Origin of the sequence: Bradyrhizobium vignae, from assembly GCF_900324035.1 — a bacterium.
Lineage (GTDB): Bacteria > Pseudomonadota > Alphaproteobacteria > Rhizobiales > Xanthobacteraceae > Bradyrhizobium > Bradyrhizobium vignae.
In genome coordinates this window covers 3,374,852-3,396,207 of record NZ_LS398110.1, presented here as the reverse complement: position 1 = coordinate 3,396,207, position 21,356 = coordinate 3,374,852, and the positions used below count along the sequence as shown (strand labels likewise).

Genomic DNA, 21,356 nt, shown 5'->3' with positions numbered 1-21,356 from the left:
CAAGGGTTTTCTCACCCGGCCAGATCAAGCGAGCTGGTCGAGCTACCGACGTTGCATTCGCGGAAGTGGGACGACAGCTCAAGCTCAGCCAAGTGCTCCCAGCATTCCGCGTCCGCGAGGAGTTTCCATTTGTTCATGCTGTTGTACGCGGCCTGTTGACGGCACAGAGAACCCATCGCGCGCAAGCGTCGCACCTTCTCCACTGCGAACCTCCTTCGGACTTGCTTTTCGCAAGCCATTGTTTGTGTCGGATTGAAAGTCTCGCAGATTAAAATGACGAGTGAAAGTCCGGTGTTTGACTGGTTTAGATGACAGCGCAATCGTCTGACTTTTTGTCTGGACGAGTGCTAAGCATTGACGCGATCCAAAAACGCATCGCAGAATGAAGGTGCTCTTCCGAACCTCAAGCCCCCCAATTTTCGGAAGCGCTGTTAAGGAAGGTGACGGCTCCAGTCCCACAACTGGAGCCGTTTTTTTTGGTGGCTCATCGAAACCAGACTTGGCGACGCAAAGGATGCAGGCAAACGCACTCATTTTCGGGGTTCAGATGTCTCATTATCTGCTGTGCGTTCGGTTAACCGCAAATTCTATTCGCTTGATGCTTCACATCGCTTTCGAATGCTACTGAGAGCTGGCGCGCGTGCTCCACATCAAGAGCAATGATGACACCATTTCATTCCGAGCTTAGTTTCTTCCTCCAGGGTCTGAGGGAGGAATGCAATGCGACGGCGCGGGGCGACGGTAAGGATGAATGCACGGCTGCTGCAGATCGCTCGTCTGACTGGTCGAGCGGCAGGACTGCTGTTTTTGCGAAACGAGCGTGGGATCATCCGGCAGGCCAAAGCCGATGACGCCCAGACTTGCACGGAGATCGAAAAATGGCTCGCCTCGCGGGGATTAAAACCTCCGAGATAGATGGCCCCAGGGGCCAGAGGCTGCGGTGGATAGGCGGCCGGTGAGAGGCAGTGGACGTGCGTGACAAGGGCTAGAGCTTTGGTCGGCTACAGGCTGAATTGCAGACCATCTTCCGCATGACAGAGGCCGCCGAGTGCGCCTTACTTGCTAATGCGGGGATACGAGCGCGGCAACGCTGAACGCCACTATGCAGGCGGCGGCTAGGGACCAGAGCGCTATAGCGATCTCTCTAGGCATGGTGCCCAACATCATGCGCCGTACCACAGTTCGAGCGCGTTATTTTGTGAACTAAATGCTCCCAACGACTAGGACCAGTAGTGCGCCACCCACGAGCGCGATGGCAAAACAGACGCGCGCCGGGATCGAATACGTGTCGAAATAGGGTTCTCTGATAATCACGCTACGGCTCCTCCTATGTTAGAGTGCACCGGCTGTCTTCAGGATGGAACCACTGAATTCCCTTTCCGGGACGGCGTCTAGTCAATTCAGTTCCGCAGTGCACCGGGGCACAGCCAAATAGGCAAGTCTCTCTGACATTCTGTGATTGGAACCTATTTACTTCTTTTAATTTGTTTAATTCATGGCCGCCCGCTGGATCAATCCGGACGCAACCTGCGGGTCTTTTGTTGTTTTTGCCATTCGCAGCAGCGTTGCTGCGGCCTCTCGGGCGAACGAGGTGTAGCGTGGCACGTCTTTTATCCAAATCGAAGTCCCAGTGGGACGAAGTCAGAAATCCGAACTGCGTTCCGGCGCTTTGTACAAAAATGTACACAAGCGACAAAAAGGACCTCAGCTCCGGGGCTGGCGCCGAGCTGAGGTCCTTTGTCGGCATCACGTTATCGAGGCGCGATCCGAAAGGATTAATTTTAGCTTCCAACCATTGGTTCCCGCTGCCAGCGGGGCTCAAAAAACGGAGGCCGTAGAGAAGGCCGCAGCTTTCGACCTCGGTTGCTCCCTCTCGTATTCAAGTGCGCGAATGCTTATTTTTCCCGAATGCGTTCTTTCGAGTTTTGCCTGCCGACGAAGGGCGTGACGGTCCCCGACGGCCCGGATTGGATTCATGAAGTGAAATACGGCGGTTATCGCCTCCGCTTGGAGCGCGATGGCGACCGCGTGCGCCTGATCACGCGGGGCGGCTACAATTGGGCCAGCCGCTATCCCTGGATCGTCGAAGCCGCGCGCAAGGTCCGCCAGAAGCAATTCGTACTCGACGGCGAAGCGGTCGTGCTGGGCGTCGATGGCATCTCCGATTTCAACGCGCTGCATTCCCGCAAGCACGATCATGAGGTGCAGTTCTGCGCCTTTGATATTCTCGTCGAAGGCGGTGACGATCTCCGCTTGCTCCCCTTGTCGATGCGGAAGGCGAACTTGGAGCTGCTGGCGCGGCGTCCTGAAGGCGTGTTCGTCAATCCGTTTGAGCGGGGCGAGCTTGGGCCTGATCTGTTTCGAGCGGCCTGCAACCTGGGCCTTGAGGGACTGGTGTCAAAAAGAAGAGATCGGCCCTATCAACCAGGGCGGAGCAAGCATTGGGTAAAGGTGAAAAACCGTAGTCATCCAGCGATGGAGTGGGAGCTATGATCGGTAGAGCGGCAGGTCCGATCTGCCACTAATAGCAGACCTCAACGATCGATCGGTCCACTACGCGTTGGGGCACAACAGGCGACGTCAGGCGTATAGTGTGGCCACGCGATCCGTCGTACAATGTTTCATCGGTTGGGGCGAGAGATGGTGCAGGAGCGGCCACCCCGGGTCGAGCGCAGGCTAACGGCGGTATTGGCCGCCGACGTGGCTGGCTATTCACGGCTCATGCACAATGACGAAGAAGCTACGCACGCCAAGCTGACAGCGCTGATGGCGGATGCTGTTGCGCCCGCAATCGCCGAACACGGCGGACGTGTCGTGAAGAACACCGGCGATGGGTTCTTGGCGGAGTTTCCCAGTGCGGTCGAAGCGGTTCGAGCCGCCGTGCAGTTTCAGACCCGCATCAAAGAGCTTGCAGCAGCTGATGCGGAAGAGAGACAAATTGTTTTCCGTGTCGGCATCAACGTCGGCGACGTGATTGTTGAGCCGCATGATATTTTTGGCGATAGCGTAAATATTGCGGCGCGGCTTGAGAGCATCGCAGAACCTGGCGGCATCTGTATCTCTTCTTCTGCTTACGTCCACGTCCGAGGCAAGGTCAGCACTGAGTTCGCCGATCTGGGAGAGCAGAATCTCAAAAATATCGCCGTTCCGGTCCGGGCCTATGCGGCCGTCCCGAATGGAGGCCGCCCAGCGATACGCGGTGATGGCATCGGGCCGTCCACGCGTTCGCCGCCTCGTCTCTCCATTGTTGTGCTGCCTTTTTCCAACCTCAGCGACGATCCCGCGCAGGAACACTTCGTCGATGGCGTGACCGAGAGTTTGACCACCGATTTGTCGCGGATCAGCGGCTCGTTCGTAATCGGCCGCCACACCGCATTTACCTACAAGGGCAAACCGATTGATCTCAAACAGATCGGCCGCGAGTTAAATGTTCAATATGTGCTTGAAGGCTCGGTGCAGCGGAGCGGCAACCGCTTTCGAGTGAACGTACAACTTGTCGATACCGAAACAGGTAGTCACCTTTGGGCGGACCGTTTTGACAAACCGATCTCTGATCTCTTCGAGATGCAGGATGAAATTGTATCTAGACTGGCCAACACGCTAAATGCTCAACTTATTGCGGCTGAGGCAAGGCGGGCGGAACGCTCGTTGCATCCGAGCGCCTTGGACTTGTACTTCCAGGGAATGGCTCGCTGGAACAAAAGTTGGACCCCGGGCCACATGATGCAGGCGCGAAGTTTCTTCGCGCGGGCCTTAGAACTCGAACCGGATAACGTCGAAGCGTTGGTAAGTATCGCGTTGGTCGATGCGGCACTCGCGGTATTGTGTTCGCTGATGGCCCTTACGAGCGCTTCGCTGCGGCCGAAACGGCGTCGCTCAAGGCCCTCTCCTTGGATCCGCAACACGCCACTGCTCACATGGCTCTGGGTATCGTCCAGTTGTGCACGAGACGAGCGGCACAAGGAGTTGCTGAATGCGAGCAAGCATTGGTTTTGAACCGAAATTTGGCCGAAGCCCAGGCTCTCTTTGGTGCCGCCAAATTATTGCTCGGTCGCCCTGCAGAAACGGAGACTTGTGTACAAGAAGCATTGCGCATTTCCCCTCGCGATGAAGGTGCGCACCGCTGGATGTATTATGTTGGTTTGGCCAAATTACACCTCGGAGACGATGCCGAAGCAACTGAGTGGTTGCGTCGAAGTTTGAAGGCCAACCCAAATTATCCCGTAGCGCACTTCGTATGCGCCGCTACGCTTGCGCTTCTCGGGAAAATGGATGAGGCGCTGGCGGCTAGAAAAGAGGGACTTGCGCTTGATCCGACTTTCACCATCAGTCGCTTGAAGAAAGTTTGGCTTTCCGATGATCCTATTTTTCGTGTCGGGAGTAGGCGTCTCATGAAGGGCCTGCATTTGGTCGCCGTGCCCGAGGGGTGATGTCCGTTGTGGGTCAGACTCGGAAGTCGAACTACGCAATCGCGACTTCCGCTTTTCCCACAACGGCAGACTAACGGCGCTAACGAAATCCTTGCTGCGCTTAGAGCTATGATCGGCCAGTCAGTGCAACGTCGCGAACGGCCGCTCCGTCATCGCCTCGACAAACTGCCGCAAGCGATCCATAGCTTTGCTCCGCCACGCCTCCAGCTCGCCGGCATATTTCGCCAGGTCCGCACGAAACTCTTTCCCGTGAATGTCGGCACCTTGAGCGAGCAGACGGTGTGCATAGGCCGTGAGCGCAAGATCGCGATGGCGGCACAACTCAGCGTTTGCTTCATCTAAAGTCATTTTGCTCCCCGCTTCACGGCCAGTCGCCAAATATTTCCGCCTTCACCCGGCCGAACGCCGGTGTTTTCCACGTCGGCATGCGAAACCGAACCCCCATGCGTGATGAAGGAGCCCGGCGGATACGTCCGCGATGCATCCCAAAACGCCCAGGTAGCGCAGTGTCGGCCTTGATTCGAGTTCCTTGATCCGGTCTTTCAGCGGCGTGATTGCCGCCAGCACGAAATCGCCGATCACCGGTGCCAGCGATTTGACGAAGCCTTCGATCTCGGCTCGCCGCTGGGGCGAAACCTTCGCTTCGATCGCGCGGCGCTCTTCGGGAGTTGGGACATTCGTAAGCGCTTAGCCGTGACCCTATTGAGGCTGGCTTGACGTTTTGCGGAATCGCCACGGCATGAGGTCGTCGATTTCGCTTTGGGGATGGCCGGCAATGATCGCCGTGAGCGTTTCGGCGATGTAGGCGACCGGGTTGACGTCGTTGGACGAGCGGCAGCGAGTGTTCCTTGCGCGCGGCCAGCCTGATATCCGGCGATGAACCGCGTACCATGGCTTCGATGGCGTAGAGCTGTGCGATCTGCCGGACGGCGGCCTCGGCGATCGGCGATTTACTGTTGCGGGCCAATTTGACGAAGCGCCGGCGCAAATGGCTCCAGCAATGTACGAGCGTCCACGGCCCTTGCGGTCGAGCGACTTCGATCAGTCGATCATAACCGTCATAGGCATCGCATTGCAGGAAGCGTCCGGTGAAGCGGTCCAGGAACTGCTCAGCGAAGGCGCCGCTGCGACCGGAAGCATATCGGAACAGCACGATCGGCGGACTTGGGCCGCTATGGCCGCGGTCGTCGGAGACGATCGCCCCACTGTTGCGGTCCTATGCGAGGTGGACGAAGAAAACTGATGCGAAGGTGGCCGAGGCTATCGCCAACCTGTCGAAAGCGATGACCTGATCCGAGAAGTGTCCGGAAAAGTGTCCGCGTTCCGAAAACGTTCGATCTGGTCCGCCGCTAAGTCACTGATTTGACTGGCAGGAGTGGCAGGGCTCGAACCTGCGACCCCCGGTTTTGGAGACCGGTGCTCTACCAATTGAGCTACACTCCTATAGACCCAGCGTCGCCGCGGATCAGGGGCGCTTTCAAGCACAGAGAGCGGCCGGTTTGCAAGGGTGAACCGCGCCGGCTTCGCTTGTTTGTGCCGGGCTTTCTGGGCCACAGTCCATTGGCCATAACGAAAAACAATCGGGAGTGCCCATGACCGTTACAACGACCGCCACAGCCGCCCAACAGGCACCGATCGCGCTCCACACCCCGCCTTTGCCGGAGGCCCGCCCCGAGACGCTCGCGCTGTCGCGCCCCCGTCTCCAGGCCATGTCTGATGCCTTCAGCCGCGAGATCGACAAGGGAACCGTTCCCGGGGTCACCGTACTGGTGGCGAGGGGCGGCCAAATCGGCTGGTTCGAGGCGCTCGGCAAGCAGGGCCCGGCGGGCGCGGCGCCGATGGCGCGCGATTCGATCTTCCGCATCTTCTCGATGACCAAGCCGATCGTCTCGGTCGGCATCATGGCGCTGGTCGAGGACGGCCAGCTCCTGCTCAGCGACGCGGTCGCAAAATTCATCCCGGAGTTCGCGAGCCAGCAGGTCGGCGTCGTCAAGGACGGCAAGTTGGAGCTGGTGCCGCCGACGCGGCCCATGACCGTGCAGGACCTGCTCCGCCACACCTCCGGCCTCACCTACGAGCACCAGGGCGACGGCCCCGTGCACAAGCTCTACCAGGACTCCCGCGTCCGCAGCCGCAAGATCACCAATGCCGAGCATGCCGCACTGGTGGCGAGCTTTCCGCTGGTCTGCCAGCCCGGCGCGGAGTTCAACTACAGTCGGTCCACCGACATCCTTGGCCGCATCATCGAGGTCGTCAGCGGCAAAACGCTCGGCACGTTCCTCACCGAGCGCGTGCTCGCGCCGCTCCAGATGGCCGAGACCGGCTTCTCGACCCCCGCGGCCAATGCCGGGCGTCTTGCCGAGCCATTCGCGATCGACCCCTGGACCGGCGACAAGGTCGCGCTGTTCAACATGCTCGAGCAGCCGGTGATGGAGTCCGGCGGCGGCGGCCTGGTCTCGACCACGATGGACTATGCCCGCTTCTGCCTGATGCTGCGCAATGGCGGCACGCTCGACGGCAACAGGATCATCGGCCGCAAGACGCTGGCGCTGATGGCGTCCGATCATCTCGGGCCGCATGTTGTGACGAATGGCACGCTGCTGTCGCCCGGCCACGGCTTCGGTCTCGGCTTTGCCGTGCGCCGAGAGGCCGGCATCGCCCCCTTCCCTGGCAGCGTCGGCCAGTATTTCTGGAGCGGCATTGCCGGCACGTTCTTCTGGATCGATCCGAAGGAGGATCTGTTCGCGGTCTTCATGAGCCAGGGCCCGGGCCAGCGCGACTACACGCGAACCCTGGTGCGGGATCTGGTTTACGCGGCGGTGGAGTGAGGTCCGCGCTTAGGCGCGACCCTTATACCCACATTTACGGGGCATCCAGTACGACCTGCGGCAGCAGTTCGTTCACGCAACTTCCGCCGCGGAGTACTGGATCGCCCCGCCTTCTGTTCAGCCCGGGGACATGACCGACGGGTGTTCGGGGACATAGCCGACACATCATAGTGCAGGGATTTGGCAGTAAAGGAGGCCAAGTCCATGCCCTGGCGAGAGGTGTCGGTGATGGATCAGCGGCGGGAGTTCGTGCGGCTTGCGATGCAGGAGGGAGCGAACCGGCGGGAGCTCTGCCGGCGGTTCAATATCCATCCCGACACGGGCTACAAATGGCTTGCACGATGGCAAGCGGATCAGAATGTCGACGACCGCTCGCGCCGACCGCATGCGAGCCCGGGACAGACCGATTGCGAGCTTGAGGCACGTATTCTCGCGGTACGCGATGCCCATCCGGCATGGGGAGCTCGCAAGATAGCTCACTGCCTGGAGCGCAATGGCTTGCGTTCGCCAGCAGTCTCAACAGTTCATCAGATCTTGCGTCGGTCTGGCCGCATCAAGCCTCCGATCGGCGGCCCGACGGCAAGCCAGCGTTTCGAGATGCCGGCCCCCAATCTGTTGTGGCAGATGGACTTCAAAGGCTGGGTTCGGCTCGGCAATGATACCCAGTGCCATCCTCTGACGGTGGTGGATGACCACTCCCGCTATGATCTGTGCCTGCAGGCCTGTGCCGATCAACGCACAGATACCGTGCGCAGCCGCTTGGAGAAGACCTTTCGCCACTACGGGCTCCCGGAGGCTTTCTTCGTCGACAATGGTTCGCCCTGGGGTGATCCTTCCGGCGAGCGATGGACACGGTTCTCGGTGTGGCTGCTCAAGCTTGGCGTCGCCGTCATCCACAGCCGCCCATATCACCCGCAAAGCCGCGGCAAGAATGAACGATTCCACCGCACCCTCGCGGCTGAGGTGTTCGCACTGCGACAGTTCCGCGATCTCGCAGAGACGCAGCGTGCCTTCGACGCCTGGCGGGAAGTCTACAACTTCGAACGGCCACACGAGGCGCTCGGACAACAGGTCCCGGCCAGTCGATATCGGCCCAGCCAGCGACCAATGCCCGATCGATTGCCACAGGTCGAATACGACAGCCATGAGATCGTGCGCCGCGTCTCCACGACCAAAGCCTATGTCAGCTTCAAGGGACGTCTTTGGAAAGTGCCACAGGCCTTCCGTGGCGAGCGCCTCGCCATCCGCCCCTCGGCAAACGATGCGCAATACGGGATCTTCTTTGCCGCCCACCAAGTCGCTATCATCGACTTGGCGAGCGGAGAATGTGTCGGCTATGTCCCCGAACACCCGTCGGTCATGTCCCCGGGCTGAACACCTTCGCGGGCGATGACACTGGTTGTGGGTAGGCTGCGTGCCGCTTCCCTTCTGCGCTCTATCGCCTCAACTGATCGTCGCGCCGCCGTCGATCACCATGGTCTGGCCGGTCATGAAGTCGCCGGCCTTCGAGCCCAGGAACACCGCCGCGCCCGCGATCTCGTCGGGGATGCCGATACGCAGCAGCGGCGAGCGTGAGGTCGAAGCCTTCAGGTTCTCCGGATTGTCCCACAGCGCTTTCGCGAAATCGGTCTTGATGAGGCCGGGCGCGATACAGTTCACGCGGATATTGTGCTTGCCGTATTCGCAGGCGAGATTGCGCGCGAGCTGCATGTCGGCGGCTTTCGAGATCGCGTAAGCACCGAGGATGGTCGAGCCCTTGAGGCCGCCGATCGAGGAGACGATGATGATCGAGCCGTCCTTGCGCTCGATCATCTGCGGCACCACCATCGAGATCAGCCAATTGTTGGCAACGATGTTGTTGTCGAGGATCTTCCTGAACTGATCGTCGGAGATGCCGGCGAGCGGACCGTAATACGGATTCGACGCCGCATTGCAGACCAGCACGTCGATCTTGCCGAAGGCGCGGTTGCTCTCGTCGACGAGGTTTTGCAAATTCTCTTTCGACGAGATGTTCGCGGCGATCGCAACGGCGGTGGCCTTGCCGAATCTGTCGTTGATGCTCTTCGCCACCTGCTCGCACACGTCGGCCTTGCGCGAGGAGATCACCACCTTGGCGCCGTGCTCGGCCATGCGCTCGGCGATCGCGAGCCCGATGCCGCGCGTCGATCCCGTGATGACGGCGACTTTCCCCTTCATGTCGAACAAGGTCATGTTTCTCTCCCAGATTGACTTTCGTATTCAGTGTCAGGCGAGCTTCTTGACCTCCGGTCCTGCCGGCTGATGCATCGCCGCGTGCGCGTCATCTGCGATCCAGGGCTGCTGGTTGACCATCGGCAGCCGCCAGACCGTGCGTTCGGGACTGGCAAAATAGTCCAGCCGCGTCACCGAGCAATTGTCGATGTCGAACGAGAGCCCCCGCTCCGGCTGGCCGTCAAGCGCAAGCCCGAGTGCCGCCTTGATTGTGCCGCCATGCGCGACCGCGATGATGTCCTGCCCTGCCGCCTCGTTGTTGATCCGCTCGATGGTGCGGCGCGTGCGGTTGTAGAGATCCATGAAGCTTTCGCCGCCTGGCGCGGGCTCGTTGATATCGGCGAACCAACTGGCGCCGACGGGACGGCTCGCGATGAATTCAGCGCGGTTCATGCCCTGCCAGCGGCCGAGATTCTGCTCGGCAAGATCCGCTTCCCACTTCATCGACGCAGGCCTTGGAAAGCCGGCGGCCCAGATCGCCTCGGCGGTCTGATGCGTGCGCATCAGATTGCTCGAATACCAGACTGCCTTGCGTGGCAGCACCTTGGCAACAGCGTTGAACACATAGGTGTCGCTGGTATCGCAGGCGATGTCGGACTGGCCGTAGATGTTGCCGCCGTCATTGCGCACTGGCGCGTGCCGGACCCACCACCATCGTGTTATGACCACATTCGGCCTGTCTGCACCAGCCATCGAAACCCTTCCATCCCGTGTGATGTCGCTGTACGTCAGTAACGAACGTGTCTCAAGACACTTTACCGTTTGAAATCTTGTTTGAAATTCCGTCGCGCGGCAAGGGCCGCGTGCGAGCAAAGGGAGAAACGCATGGGCCGCCTGCAAGGCAAATCCGTCATCATCACCGGCGCCGGCAGCGGCATCGGCCGTGCGGCTGCGCTGCTGTTCACCAGGGAAGGCGCCAGGCTGATCGCGGTCGATCGTACCGAGGCGGTGAAGGAGACCGTCGAGGAGGTGAAGAAGGCCGGCGGCGTTGCGGAAGCCATGGTGGCGGATGCCGGCTCCGAGGCCGACGTCATCGCCGTGATCGACAAAGCGGTGAAGGCGCATGGCCGGCTCGACGTGATCTGGGCCAATGCCGGCATCTCCGGCGGCCTCGTTCCGCTCGCCGAGCAGACAGTGGAGCACTGGCAGGAGATTTTGCGGGTCAATCTGATCGGGCCGTTCCTCGCGGTGAAATACGCGATGCCGCACATGGTCAAGCAGCAGTCCGGCGCGATCGTGCTGACCGCGTCCGTCGCGGGCCTCAAGGCCGGCGCCAGCGGGCATCCCTATGCGGCGAGCAAGGCCGGCGTGATCAGCCTGGTGCAGACCACGGCCTATTCGCTCACCGGCACCGGCGTGCGCATCAACGCGGTGTGCCCGGGCCTGATCGAAACCGGCATGACGAAGCCGATCTTCGACCGCGCCAAGGAGCGCGGCACCCAAGACAAGATCGGCCAACTCAATCCGCTGAAGCGTGCCGGCCAGCCGCACGAGCTCGCCGCGATGGGGTTGTTTTTGGCGAGCGACGAAGCGTCCTATGTGAACGGCCAGGCGTTCCCCGTCGACGGAGGCTTGACGGCATCGATGCCGTATACGGGGAAGCCGGTTTAGTTCGTACACTTTTGTGTCCCGGACGCGCTGCAGCGCGCAAGCGTTGCGGCGCCGAGCCGGGACCCAGCAGGCCGCGGCATTTGCTGCAGCATGGGCCCCGGCTCTGCAGCGCATCGGTAGAGGAGCGCTGCGCTGCGTCCGGGGCACGAGAGAGCGGATTTTGTCGCGCACAGCTGCCTCAACATCGTCATTGCGAGCGGAGCGAAGCAATCCAGAAATGCATCCGCGGAATGACTCTGGATTGCTTCGCTCCGCGCAATGACGGAGCAAGTGGCGTCGGCGTCGCTCTGCGGCCGGCATCTGAATTGCAGACACGCCTTCGCATCCTCGCGGCTCATCTCGCCCGAGCTGTGCTTCGTCGCCTCACCCTCAATTGAAAGAGCAACTGTGGCGAAGTAGCCCGGCGATCGGCCGGCCTCAAGGCTGGCGCTGGCGCGCCCCCGCCTGCGGCGGCTGACGGCCTTGACCCCGTCCGCTCACCGGTCTGTTGGCTTTGCATGCGCTCGGCCGAGGTCCGAGCGCGAGATAGGCGCGCTCGTCAGGCCACCCTGTATTTCTTCGGATCCCACGTCTCGCCGCGCGCGATCATGGTGTTGAGGATGATGATCAGCTTGCGCATGCAGGCGACGATCGCGACCTTTGGCGGCTTGCCCTTGGCAATCAGCCGTTCGTAGAAGGCCTTGAACACCGGATTGTTCAGCGTTGCGGCACCGACACAGGGCATGTAGAGGGCATTTCGCACCCAGCGGCGGCCACCCTTGATGCAGCGTTCACCTCGACGTTTGCCGCTATCGTCGTCATAAGGAGCAACGCCCATCAACGCGGCGGCAACTTCGTCGCTCACCTGCCCCAGCTCCGGTAGTCCTCCAAGCAGCGCCATTGCGGTCCCCTCAGCAAAGCCTGGTACGCTCTGGATGATCTCGGCACGTTTGGCAAAGTCCGGCGTTGTCTTGATCGTCGCCGCGATCGCGGTCTCGAGCGCGGCGATTTCGTCAGCCAGCTTCTTAAGAAGACGCGCGCGAGCCTTCTGAACAAGGGCCGGCGCCTCATGCTCCTTCTGCATTTCCAGGCGAGCCCTGACGTCAAGCAGGCCTTGGCGTCCCTTCACCAGTGCCTTCATCTCCTCGTGAGCGGGATTGTCGACTTGGCTGGGAGCCTCGCCGAATGTCTCGGCGAACCAGGAGATCATCTCCGCGTCGATCTTGTCATTTTTCGCAAGGCGTCCCGCCGATTCCGCAAAGTGGCGAACCCGTTTGGGATCGACGATCCGTACTTCCAGCCCTGCTTGGCGCAACGCCTTGGCCCATACCCGCTCGTAGCCGCCGCTTGCCTCCATCACTGCCTTGCCGACCTGATGCTTGCGAAGCCATGCAATCAAGCTCCGTCGCCCCGCCGCGGTTGTTGGGCAAGTCTTCCGCTCCGTTACGGTCCGAATGCACGCATCAATCTTGTCTTTAGCGACATCGATGCCGACGACAACCAGATCGTCTTGTGTCATCATCCACTCCCTTCCTTGCCTGGTACGGGCTCGCAGCCCTTGCAACTGTTCGGGTTCAGGAAGACACCGGAGCTGTCCCTTGCTCTTTAGCAGGCTCTGTCGCCTTTGGGCGCAACGGGCTCAGTTCCGGCAACGGGCGGTTCTGATCCAACCGCCCGTTGCCACATTCTGGCAGATTTCGGGGACACAAGGGCGCAGGGAAGACCGCATAGGCGTTAAGTTTGTTCTTGAGTGTTGGAATCACACGTGATTCCAAGGCGGGATGGCAGACGAATCGCTTCTGAACGAGGACTGGACGAGAGTGGTTACGCAGCTCGGCGGGGCTGCGCAGCTTGAAATAAGTGCGCGCCAGACGAAGGCTTTCGTGCGGCGGCGCCAAATTCCAGATGCGGTGTCGTTACTTCGGCTGATGCTGGCCTATTGTCTGGGTGAAAGAGGGTTGAGATCGACAGCCGCGTGGGCCGCTTCTGTTGGCCTTGCCGACCTCAGCAGCGTGGCGTTGTTCTATCGCCTGCGTCAATGTGGCGATTGGTTTGCAGTGCTGGTGGAGGGCTTGCTCGCTGCGGCAGCCCCGAAAGCGAGCCGAGGCCGCCTGATCCGCATTATCGATGCGACGACAGTGCCTCAGGCAGGACCGGCTGCGCGCAGGAACAGTGAGCTTTGGCGCGTTCATAGTGCATTCGATCTGCCATATGAGCGCTTTGGTCACTTCGAGCTGACAGATCAGCAAGAAGGCGAAACGTTTGACCGGATACCGGTGGTCAAGAACGAGATCCGCATTGCTGACCGCGCTTATCTACAACCTGACCGCATCGCCGCTGTGCGCGACGCCGGGGCAGACGTTTTGATCCGAGCGGGCTGGAAGAACGCACGTTGGCTTGATGCCAAAGGCCTTGCGTTCGATCTGATGGCCCAATTGCGTGCGGCGAAGGCGCACGGACTGATCGATCGGAGGATTTGGATCAAACGCAAGGACGGTGCGCCTCTGGCTATGCGTCTGGTCGCAGTCAAGAAGCCCGCCGGTGCAGTCGCGGCTTCGCGCCGTAAAGCCCGGCGCGACGCACAAGACGAAAACCGCGTCATCTCCAAAGAAACTCTGGAAGCCGCGGATTGGGTCATTCTGGTCACGTCGCTCGCGCGGGACGAGTTCTCCACCAAGGATGTACTCGCGCTCTATCGACTGCGATGGCGCATCGAACTTGGCTTCAAGCGACTGAAGAGTCTGATTGGTCTCAAGACGCCACCTGGAACCGATCCGCGCTCCGCCAAGCCCTACTTGCTGGCACACCTCTTGATCATCCTGCTGCTCGAGCCGCTTGCCCGCGACTTCGAGGACTCTCCCCGCTGGACGCAGGCCGCCTGACGGCACCTGGCGCTTGGCGTGTTTTGCAACAACTCGTTGCATCCTTGCTACAAGCGATCATTCCACAACCAACCATCCGTTGCTTTCGCCGCAGAAAGCGAGCGCTTGGGCGGCACCTGCGCGAGCCTCCTCGAAAACGTCCGTATCAATCGATGCTCGCGCTACCTTAACGCCTATGGGGAAGACCGGGAGCCGGTTGGCTCCCATCGACCGCCATGCCAAGAGCAGATTGCGTATGCTTCATGCACGGCGGAGAAACAGGGCAACCGGAGACATCCCGGCCTTCCCTGCGCAGTGGTTTGACGGCTTATGTCGTGATCTCCTCGGGGAGCGATGCACTATTGCCCCCGTCGCCTTGCGGATGGCTGATGCACGTGCCCGGTCGGGCCGCCACATCACCGCAACACTTGGCGCACAGACCCCGGGCGCCAGGACCACACGATTTTGCCGTACGCGAACCGCACCCGTCGTTGGCGCGAGGTCTTCGCTCACGGTTGCCCGCCCTGCAAAACCCTTCGCGCCGGTGCAACCCACGTCCACCGCCGCCCGGCCCGCGTTCGTGACGATCGCGATACGCCCCTCTTCCTTGGGCCGGATTGCTGCGAGACATACGCCGTTTCCGAATTTCGGTAAAGCGGAATATTTTTGGCCGGGTGCGTTGACCCACCGCTCGCGTGTTTTGCCCGACGGGCAACGCAAGGGATTGTGGGCCGGGATCGAGCGACGCGGAATCCGGGAATCCCATCCAAGCGGACAAACCAGCCCCGGATTGCGCTGCGCTCCATCCCCGGGCTACGGATCTGTGTTGATTTGCCCGACCGGCCATCACGTTGGTATGGTTCCTGCAGGCAACTCAGCCTCCATTTCCTGACCAGACCGAGACAATGCAGAGCTCAAGACCCGATCGCATCCGCAAACTGCTTGCCGACCTCGTCGGCTTCGACACCATCAGCGACCGCACCAACCTGCCCCTGATTGCCCATATCGAGAGCTACCTCGCCGCATTCGGCATCAAGAGTGAGCGCATCGTCGACGCGACCGGGCAGAAGGCCTCGCTCTGGGCCACGATCGGGCCGGACGACCGGCGGGGCTTCGTGCTGTCGGGCCATACCGACGTCGTTCCCGTCGTCGGCCAGGACTGGAGCCACGACCCATTCAAGCTCATTGAGCGCGACGGCAAGCTCTACGGCCGCGGCACCACCGACATGAAGGGTTTCGTCGCGGTGTGCCTTGCCATGGTGCCGGAGATGGTGGAGGCGAGGCTCAAGACGCCGATTCATCTGGCGATCTCCTATGACGAGGAGATCGGCTGCGTCGGCGTGCGGCCGATGCTGCGCGAGGTCGCGAAGAAGCAGGTCAAGCCGCTCGGCGCCTTCATCGGTGAGCCGACCCAGATGCAGGTCATCATCGGCCATAAGGGCAAGCACGGCGTGCGCGCCACGTTCCGTGGGCTCGCCCGTCATTCCTCGATCGCGCCCGATGGGGTGAATGCGATCGAATATGCCGCCGAGTTGATCGTCGAGATCCGCCGCCGCGCCGTAGCGCTCGCGGCCGCGCGGTCAACCGACAGCCTCTACGACGTTCCGCACTCGACGCTGCTCACCAGCATCGTGCATGGCGGCGCGGCGCTTAACATCGTGCCCGACACTTGCACGGTGGAGTTCGAATGCCGCGGCATTGGCATCACCGAATCGCGCGAGGTCACGGATGCGATCGTCGCCTGGGCCAAGGCCGAACTCGAGCCGGCGATGAAGGCGAAGAATGCCGAGTGCGGCATCACGTTCGAAGAGATCCTCGACTACCCCGCGCTCGACACCGCCGCCGACGCCCCGATCGTCACCCTCGCCAAGAGCCTTGCGGGCCGCAATGACCACGCCAAGGTCGCCTTCGGCACCGAAGCCAGCCTGTTCGCCAGCATGGCCGATGTCCCCGCGGTGGTGATCGGCCCGGGCTCGATCGCGCAGGCGCATACGCCGGATGAGTTCGTGGAGATGGCGGAGCTGGAGAAGTGCGCGGGCTTCGTGGAGAGGCTGATCGCGCATTGTGCGAAGGCGCCGTCATAGGTGATATCCGTGACGTGACTCGGTCCCGGCTCGGCGGCGCATCACGTCGTGATGCGCCTTGTCCGGGACACGAGAACCGAAGAAAAAGGGCGCGGCCATCGCCGCGCCCTTGTCGTCTCTTACACCGCGCCCGCCTTCTGCGCATATTCCCACGATGCCTTCGACAGCGGCACGGTGCGCTTGGCGGATTCGAGCGCCTTGGCGTTGGCGGCGGTGCCGTCGCGGACGCGGCCGGCGATGCCTTGGGTGATGCCGGCGAGACGGAACAGATTGTAGGCGAAGTACCAGTTGAGATCAGGCACCGTCATCTTTGTGACGCTGCAATAGATCTGCGCCGCCTCTTCCAGGCTCGGGATGTTGAGCGCCTTGAGGTCGGCGCCTTCCAGGCCCGGCATGATCCACTGCATCAACAAATAGGTGAAGTCGGCCATGGGATCGCCGAGCGTCGACAGCTCCCAATCCAGCACGGCCTGCACGCGCGGTTCCGTCGCGTGGAAAATCATGTTGTCGAGACGGTAGTCGCCATGGACGATCGAGACGCGCGCCTGCTCCGGCACGGTTCTCGGCAGCCATTCGGCGACCTTCTCGAACTCGGGAATGTGCTGGGTCTCGGACGCCCGGTACTGCTTGGTCCAGCGGTCGATCTGGCGTGCAAAATAATTGCCCGACTTGCCGAAATCGCCAAGGCCGATGGCATTGGGATCGAACATGTGGAGTTTCGCCAGCGTCTCGATCTTGCTGGTGAAGATCTTGCGCCGTGCATCGCGATCCTGGCTCGGCAGTGTCGGATCCCAGAACACCCGGCCCTCCTCCATCGACATGATGTAGAAGGCCGCGCCAATGACGCTGTCGTCCTGGCACAGCGCATAGGCGCGCGCGACCGGAAAGCCCTGCTTACCAAGGGCTGCAATGACACGGTATTCGCGATCGACCGCATGCGCCGACGGCAGCAGCTTGCCGAACGGCTTGCGGCGCATCACGTAGGAGCGCTTCGGCGTGTTGAGGCGATAGGTCGGGTTGGACTGGCCGCCCTTGAACTGGAGCACGACCAGCGGGCCTTCAAAACCCTCGACATGCTCGCGCATCCACGCTTCCAGGCGCAACTCGTCGAAACGATGCCGCTCCTCGACCGGCTTGGTGCCCGAGAATTCTTCGTCCTTTCTGACGCCGTCCGCCACGATGACGCTCCCTCTTCAGTCCTGACCTTGTGCAGGTCGAGCATGATCCTAATCGGTAACCGCTGACGCACTTGCGTCAAGCGGTCATTCCGAATGGGACCATGCCCTGTCGTTTCTTCAAGTCGGGAGCGCCGCCTGGCTCTCCCTCTTAGTGACTGGTAGAGTTTGCATACTTCCGAAGTTCGAGCCTGGCAATGGCGCGGTTGTGCACCTCGTCCGGTCCGTCGGCGAGACGGAGCGTGCGGATGTGGGCGTAGTCCTTGGCAAGGCCGGCTTCATCCGAGACGCCGGCGCCACCGAAGGCCTGGATCGCCTCGTCGATGATCTTCAGCGCCATGTTGGGCGCTGCGACCTTGATCATGGCGATCTCGGCCTGCGCGGTCTTGTTGCCGACCTTGTCCATCATGTCGGCTGCCTTGAGGCACAGAAGACGCGTCATCTCGATGTTGGTGCGAGCTTCACCGATGCGCTGCTCCCAAACGCTGTGCTCGACGATCTTCTTGCCGAACGCGGTGCGCGAGGCGAGCCGCTTCACCATCTTCTCCAGCGCCTCCTCGGCCTTGCCGATGGTGCGCATGCAGTGATGGATACGGCCCGGACCGAGACGGCCCTGCGCGATCTCGAAGCCGCGGCCTTCGCCGAGCAGGATGTTCTCCTTCGGCACCCGTACGTTCTCGAGCAGCACCTGGGCGTGGCCGTGCGGCGCGTCGTCGAAGCCGAACACCGGCAGCATCTTCTCGACCTTGATACCTGGCGTGTCGAGCGGAACCAGGATCTGCGACTGCTGCTGGTGCTTGGCCGCCTTGAAATCGGTCTTGCCCATCAGGATCGCGATCTTGCAGCGGGGATCGCCGACGCCGGACGACCACCATTTGCGGCCGTTGATGACGTAATGGTCACCATCGCGCTCGATGCGGGTCTCGATGTTGGTGGCGTCGGACGAGGCGACCGCCGGTTCCGTCATCAGGAAGGCGGAGCGGATCTCACCATCCATCAGCGGACGCAGCCATTTCCGCTTCTGTTCCTTGGTGCCGTAGCGGATGAACACTTCCATGTTGCCGGTGTCGGGCGCGGAACAGTTGAACACTTCCGAGGCCCAGGTGATGCGGCCCATCTCTTCCGACAGCAGCGCATATTCGAGATTGGTCAGTCCCGCGCCGCGGAATTCGTCGTCCTCGTGCTCGGACGGCGGCATGAACATGTTCCAGAGACCCTCGGCCTTGGCCTTCTTCTTGAGGTCTTCCAGGATCGGAATGACCTTCCAGCGGTCGCCGCTCTTGTCCTGCTGATCGTAAATCGGCACCGCCGGGCGCACGTGCTTGGCCATGAAGGACCGCACGCGGTCGAGCCATTCCTTCTGCTTGGGGGACATGTCGAAGTCCATGGGACGCTCCTCGCTTCTCTCTCGCTGGTACTTTTGCGCCGGACTGTCCTCCCGCCGTGCGCGGCCCGCAAGCGCGAATACGCGAACTGCGGGGCGCACCGGAACCCATCGCAATTGCAAATGAGTCCCGATCGCGGATTGACTTTCCCGGCCTTCAAACGATAGTTTCATACAAATGTTTGAATTGCAACTCCCTCGCTCACGGCGTCATTCCGGGGCAGCCCGCAGGGCTGAACCCGGAATCTCGAAATGTGGCGAGAGATTCCGGGTTCGACGCTGGCGCGTCGCCCCGGAATGACGGGACAAAGGTCATGGCCAGCGATCATACGAGGTCTGCCATTCTCGCCGCCGCCGAAAGGCTCTATGCCGACCGCGGCTTCGGCGACGTGACGTTGCGCGACATCGTCGCGGAGGCCGGCGTCAACCTCGCCGCGGTGAACTATCATTTCGGCTCGAAGGACGAACTGATCGCGGAATTATTCGTCACTCGTTCGGTTCAGACCAACCGCGAGCGCCTGCGCGAATTGAAGGCGGCGGAGGAGCAAGGCGGCGGCCGCGCGCCGATCGAAGTGATCCTGCGCGCGCTGGTGGGGCCGACCTTGCGCGGCTGCCTGGGGCCGGAGAACCAGCGCTCGACCGCCGCGCGCTTCATGATCCGCGCCTCGATCGAATCCGTGCCGCCGATCCGCCGCATCAAGAACCGCGAGATCGACCATTTGCGCAAATTCGCCGCCTCGATGCGCAGGTCCCTGCCCGAGCGCAGCGAGGTCGATATCTATTGGGGCCTCAACTTCGCACTCGCCATGGCGCACCACACCATCCGCGAGAGCGAGCGGCTGATCAAATTGTCGGAAGGCAAATGCGATCTCGACGACGTCGAGGACGTGGTCGGGCGCGTCGTCAGCGTCGCGACGATGGCGCTGACGGCGGCGAAGGTCGAAGCCAAACCGCGCGCGCTGGCGCGGGATGCGCGTTAGCTGTCATGGCCGGGCTTTTCACGGCCATCCACGTCTTGCCACGCAGCACAAAGAACGTGGATCCCCGGGACGAGCCCGGGCATGACGACCTCTGCTACATGCTCGAAGTGTAGCCGTAACGGCGGGCTACGCCCGCTGCGGCATCTCCTCGGCCTCTTCCTTGGCGAGCAGCAGCAGCATCTCGATGCCCATCTCGCCTTCCTGCGGCGATCGGATGAACTTTATCTCGTCGGCGCTCTGCCGCAATGCGGCAATGATGGCGACGGCCTGATTGGCGGTGGCCGCCTCGGTCGCTAGAATGGCCTTCTGGTCCTTCGCCTGGAACCCGATCGTGTAGGACATTCGCTTCCCTCCCGAACTCAAGTGGAAGTATCGAACCAGAGTCGGACGCAAAGCGGAAGCCTGTGCGACTACGGACCGGGACAATCTGGGGATTGCGGCAAGCTTCAGGCAAGTTCCAGCATCGCGCGCGCGTCCTGCGGCACAAGTCTTCGCAGCCTCCCCAGGAGGGCCCTCCAGGGCACGGTGATAGCGTCAGACAATCCCCTGCTGCTTCAGCTGCTCGATCTTGCCGGCATCGTAGCCGAGCTTGCCACTGAGCACCTCCTGCGTGTGCTCCCCGAGTAGTGGCGGCGCGCGGTAATCCTTGATCGGGGTCTCCGACAAGGTCAGCGCGTTGCGGACCAGCGACAGATCGGGCTCGAAGGGATGATTGACCTTGACCCGCATGCCGCGCGACTGCACGTGCGGATCGGAAAACACCTGCTCGAAATTGTTGATCGGACCTGACGGCACGCCCGCCTCCTCCAGCTTCTCCAGCCAGTAGGCCACCGGCTGCTTGAGGAACAAGCCGGCGAAGATCGCCATGATCTCCTTGCCGTGCACGACACGGTCGTTGTTCTTGACGAAGCGCGGATCGTTCGCGAGCTCGGGCTCGCCGAGCACGGCGCAGGTGCGCTGGAACTGGCCGTCATTGCCGACCACCAGCATCAACTCGCCGTCGGCGCAGCGGAACACGCCGGCCGGCATGCCGCCATTGCCCCAGGTGCCGCGGCGCGGCGGCGTCTTGCCGTTGACGAGATAGATCTGCAGCCAGTGCGACAAGGATGCGATGACGGTGTCGAACAGGCAGACGTCGATGTGCTGTCCCTGCCCGCCATTGGCGTCGCGATGGTAGAGCGCCGAGAGAATCCCGATCGACGCGTTCATGCCGGTCATGTAGTCGACGATCGAGGGGCCGACCTTCATCGGGCCCTCGCCGGGCTCGCCGTCGATATGGCCGGTGACGCTCATCAAGCCGCCCATCGCCTGCAGGATGGCGTCATAGCCGGCACGCGGCGCATAGGGACCGGTCTGGCCGAAGCCGGTCACCGAGCAATAGATGATGCGGGGATTGATCGCCTTGATGGTCTCGTAGTCCAGGCCGTAGCGCTTGAGATCACCGACCTTGTAGTTCTCCATGAAGACGTCGGCGTCCTTGGCGAGCTCGCGGATGATCGCCTGCCCTTCCGGCTTGGCGATGTTGACCGTGACCGACTTCTTGTTGCGGTTGGCGCAGAGATAGAACGAATTGTTGTTGTTGGCCTTGCCCTCGGGGTCGGTCAGGTAAGGCGGGCCGAAGGCGCGTGCGTCGTCGCCGGTGCCCGGCCGCTCGATCTTGATCACCTCCGCGCCGAGATCCCCCAGCATCTGGGCCGACAGGGGCCCGGCGAGCACACGGGTGAGGTCAAGGATCTTGATGCCTGAGAGCGGCAAGGCCGACATGTCGATTTCC

19 protein-coding genes and 1 tRNA gene are annotated in these 21,356 nt (G+C 61.6%); 9 read left to right on the top strand and 11 right to left on the bottom strand.

Features of this window, described 5'->3' with window-relative positions:
• Positions 1–11: 11 nt before the first annotated feature.
• Positions 12–203: a hypothetical protein gene (locus tag BRAD3257_RS16415; RefSeq protein ID WP_122406599.1), complete on the bottom strand. Its 192-nt coding sequence runs from the start codon at positions 201–203 to the stop codon at positions 12–14.
• Positions 204–1,908: 1,705 nt separating this feature from the next.
• On the opposite strand from BRAD3257_RS16415, the gene BRAD3257_RS16410 reads away from it, so the two are divergent.
• The 3 genes from BRAD3257_RS16410 to BRAD3257_RS41950 all read left to right on the top strand — a co-directional run bounded on the left by BRAD3257_RS16410 (position 1,909) and on the right by BRAD3257_RS41950 (position 4,430).
• The gene (locus BRAD3257_RS16410) at positions 1,909–2,493 is read left to right on the top strand and encodes an ATP-dependent DNA ligase (protein WP_122402682.1); all 585 of its coding nucleotides are present in this window, start codon (positions 1,909–1,911) and stop codon (positions 2,491–2,493) included.
• Positions 2,494–2,640: 147 nt separating this feature from the next.
• Entirely contained in the window at positions 2,641–3,996 is a 1,356-nt protein-coding gene (locus BRAD3257_RS16405) for an adenylate/guanylate cyclase domain-containing protein (RefSeq protein ID WP_347338430.1), read from the top strand.
• A gap of 8 nt (positions 3,997–4,004) precedes the next feature.
• Entirely contained in the window at positions 4,005–4,430 is a 426-nt protein-coding gene (locus BRAD3257_RS41950; RefSeq protein WP_347338429.1) for a tetratricopeptide repeat protein, read from the top strand.
• A 120-nt stretch (positions 4,431–4,550) separates the two neighbouring features.
• Here the strand turns inward: BRAD3257_RS41950 and BRAD3257_RS16400 are convergent, their stop codons facing one another.
• From BRAD3257_RS16400 to BRAD3257_RS16385, 3 genes are all read right to left on the bottom strand, one after another.
• Entirely contained in the window at positions 4,551–4,778 is a 228-nt protein-coding gene (locus tag BRAD3257_RS16400; protein WP_122402681.1) for a hypothetical protein, read from the bottom strand.
• Between the two features lie 13 nt (positions 4,779–4,791).
• Positions 4,792–5,583, bottom strand: a complete 792-nt coding sequence (locus tag BRAD3257_RS42240; protein ID WP_430648826.1) for an IS66 family transposase — start codon at positions 5,581–5,583, stop codon at positions 4,792–4,794.
• 214 nt (positions 5,584–5,797) lie between these two features.
• A tRNA-Trp gene (locus BRAD3257_RS16385) sits at positions 5,798–5,873 on the bottom strand.
• A gap of 149 nt (positions 5,874–6,022) precedes the next feature.
• Between BRAD3257_RS16385 and BRAD3257_RS16380 the strand changes: the two genes are divergently transcribed.
• The gene (locus BRAD3257_RS16380) at positions 6,023–7,258 is read left to right on the top strand and encodes a serine hydrolase domain-containing protein (protein WP_162500230.1); all 1,236 of its coding nucleotides are present in this window, start codon (positions 6,023–6,025) and stop codon (positions 7,256–7,258) included.
• A gap of 204 nt (positions 7,259–7,462) precedes the next feature.
• On the top strand, positions 7,463–8,632 hold the full coding sequence (locus tag BRAD3257_RS16375) for an IS481 family transposase (RefSeq protein WP_122402679.1): 1,170 nt from the start codon (positions 7,463–7,465) through the stop codon (positions 8,630–8,632).
• Between the two features lie 69 nt (positions 8,633–8,701).
• Here BRAD3257_RS16375 and BRAD3257_RS16370 read toward each other — a convergent pair whose 3' ends face one another.
• Positions 8,702–9,469: an SDR family NAD(P)-dependent oxidoreductase gene (locus tag BRAD3257_RS16370; RefSeq protein ID WP_122402678.1), complete on the bottom strand. Its 768-nt coding sequence runs from the start codon at positions 9,467–9,469 to the stop codon at positions 8,702–8,704.
• A gap of 33 nt (positions 9,470–9,502) precedes the next feature.
• Positions 9,503–10,201, bottom strand: a complete 699-nt coding sequence (locus BRAD3257_RS16365) for a histidine phosphatase family protein (RefSeq protein ID WP_162500229.1) — start codon at positions 10,199–10,201, stop codon at positions 9,503–9,505.
• Between the two features lie 132 nt (positions 10,202–10,333).
• Here BRAD3257_RS16365 and BRAD3257_RS16360 point away from each other — a divergent pair, with 132 nt between their 5' ends.
• A complete protein-coding gene (locus tag BRAD3257_RS16360; RefSeq protein ID WP_122402676.1) occupies positions 10,334–11,119 on the top strand; it encodes an SDR family NAD(P)-dependent oxidoreductase in 786 nt (261 codons plus the stop codon).
• A 538-nt stretch (positions 11,120–11,657) separates the two neighbouring features.
• Here the strand turns inward: BRAD3257_RS16360 and BRAD3257_RS16350 are convergent.
• Positions 11,658–12,617: an IS110 family RNA-guided transposase gene (locus BRAD3257_RS16350; RefSeq protein ID WP_122406484.1), complete on the bottom strand. Its 960-nt coding sequence runs from the start codon at positions 12,615–12,617 to the stop codon at positions 11,658–11,660.
• Between the two features lie 262 nt (positions 12,618–12,879).
• On the opposite strand from BRAD3257_RS16350, the gene BRAD3257_RS16345 reads away from it, so the two are divergent.
• Complete coding sequence (locus tag BRAD3257_RS16345) at positions 12,880–13,980, top strand: IS4 family transposase (RefSeq protein ID WP_122402675.1); 1,101 nt, start codon at positions 12,880–12,882, stop codon at positions 13,978–13,980.
• Between the two features lie 884 nt (positions 13,981–14,864).
• Entirely contained in the window at positions 14,865–16,043 is a 1,179-nt protein-coding gene (gene argE / locus BRAD3257_RS16335) for an acetylornithine deacetylase (RefSeq protein WP_122402674.1), read from the top strand.
• A gap of 119 nt (positions 16,044–16,162) precedes the next feature.
• Here argE and BRAD3257_RS16330 read toward each other — a convergent pair whose 3' ends face one another.
• The gene (locus BRAD3257_RS16330; protein ID WP_122402673.1) at positions 16,163–17,221 is read right to left on the bottom strand and encodes a phosphotransferase family protein; all 1,059 of its coding nucleotides are present in this window, start codon (positions 17,219–17,221) and stop codon (positions 16,163–16,165) included.
• Positions 17,222–17,369: 148 nt separating this feature from the next.
• Positions 17,370–18,605 (bottom strand): acyl-CoA dehydrogenase family protein, encoded by a 1,236-nt coding sequence (locus tag BRAD3257_RS16325; RefSeq protein ID WP_122402672.1) that lies wholly within the window; start codon positions 18,603–18,605, stop codon positions 17,370–17,372.
• Positions 18,606–18,916: 311 nt separating this feature from the next.
• On the opposite strand from BRAD3257_RS16325, the gene BRAD3257_RS16320 reads away from it, so the two are divergent.
• Positions 18,917–19,582 carry a TetR/AcrR family transcriptional regulator gene (locus tag BRAD3257_RS16320; protein WP_122402671.1) on the top strand — a complete coding sequence of 222 codons (666 nt, stop codon included), beginning with the start codon at positions 18,917–18,919 and terminating at the stop codon, positions 19,580–19,582.
• A gap of 126 nt (positions 19,583–19,708) precedes the next feature.
• Here the strand turns inward: BRAD3257_RS16320 and BRAD3257_RS16315 are convergent, their stop codons facing one another.
• Both BRAD3257_RS16315 and BRAD3257_RS16310 read right to left on the bottom strand, forming a co-directional pair.
• Positions 19,709–19,924, bottom strand: coding sequence for a hypothetical protein (locus tag BRAD3257_RS16315; RefSeq protein ID WP_036010888.1), 216 nt, complete (start codon positions 19,922–19,924; stop codon positions 19,709–19,711).
• A gap of 192 nt (positions 19,925–20,116) precedes the next feature.
• Positions 20,117–21,346 (bottom strand): CaiB/BaiF CoA transferase family protein, encoded by a 1,230-nt coding sequence (locus BRAD3257_RS16310; RefSeq protein WP_122402670.1) that lies wholly within the window; start codon positions 21,344–21,346, stop codon positions 20,117–20,119.
• Positions 21,347–21,356 lie beyond the last annotated feature (10 nt).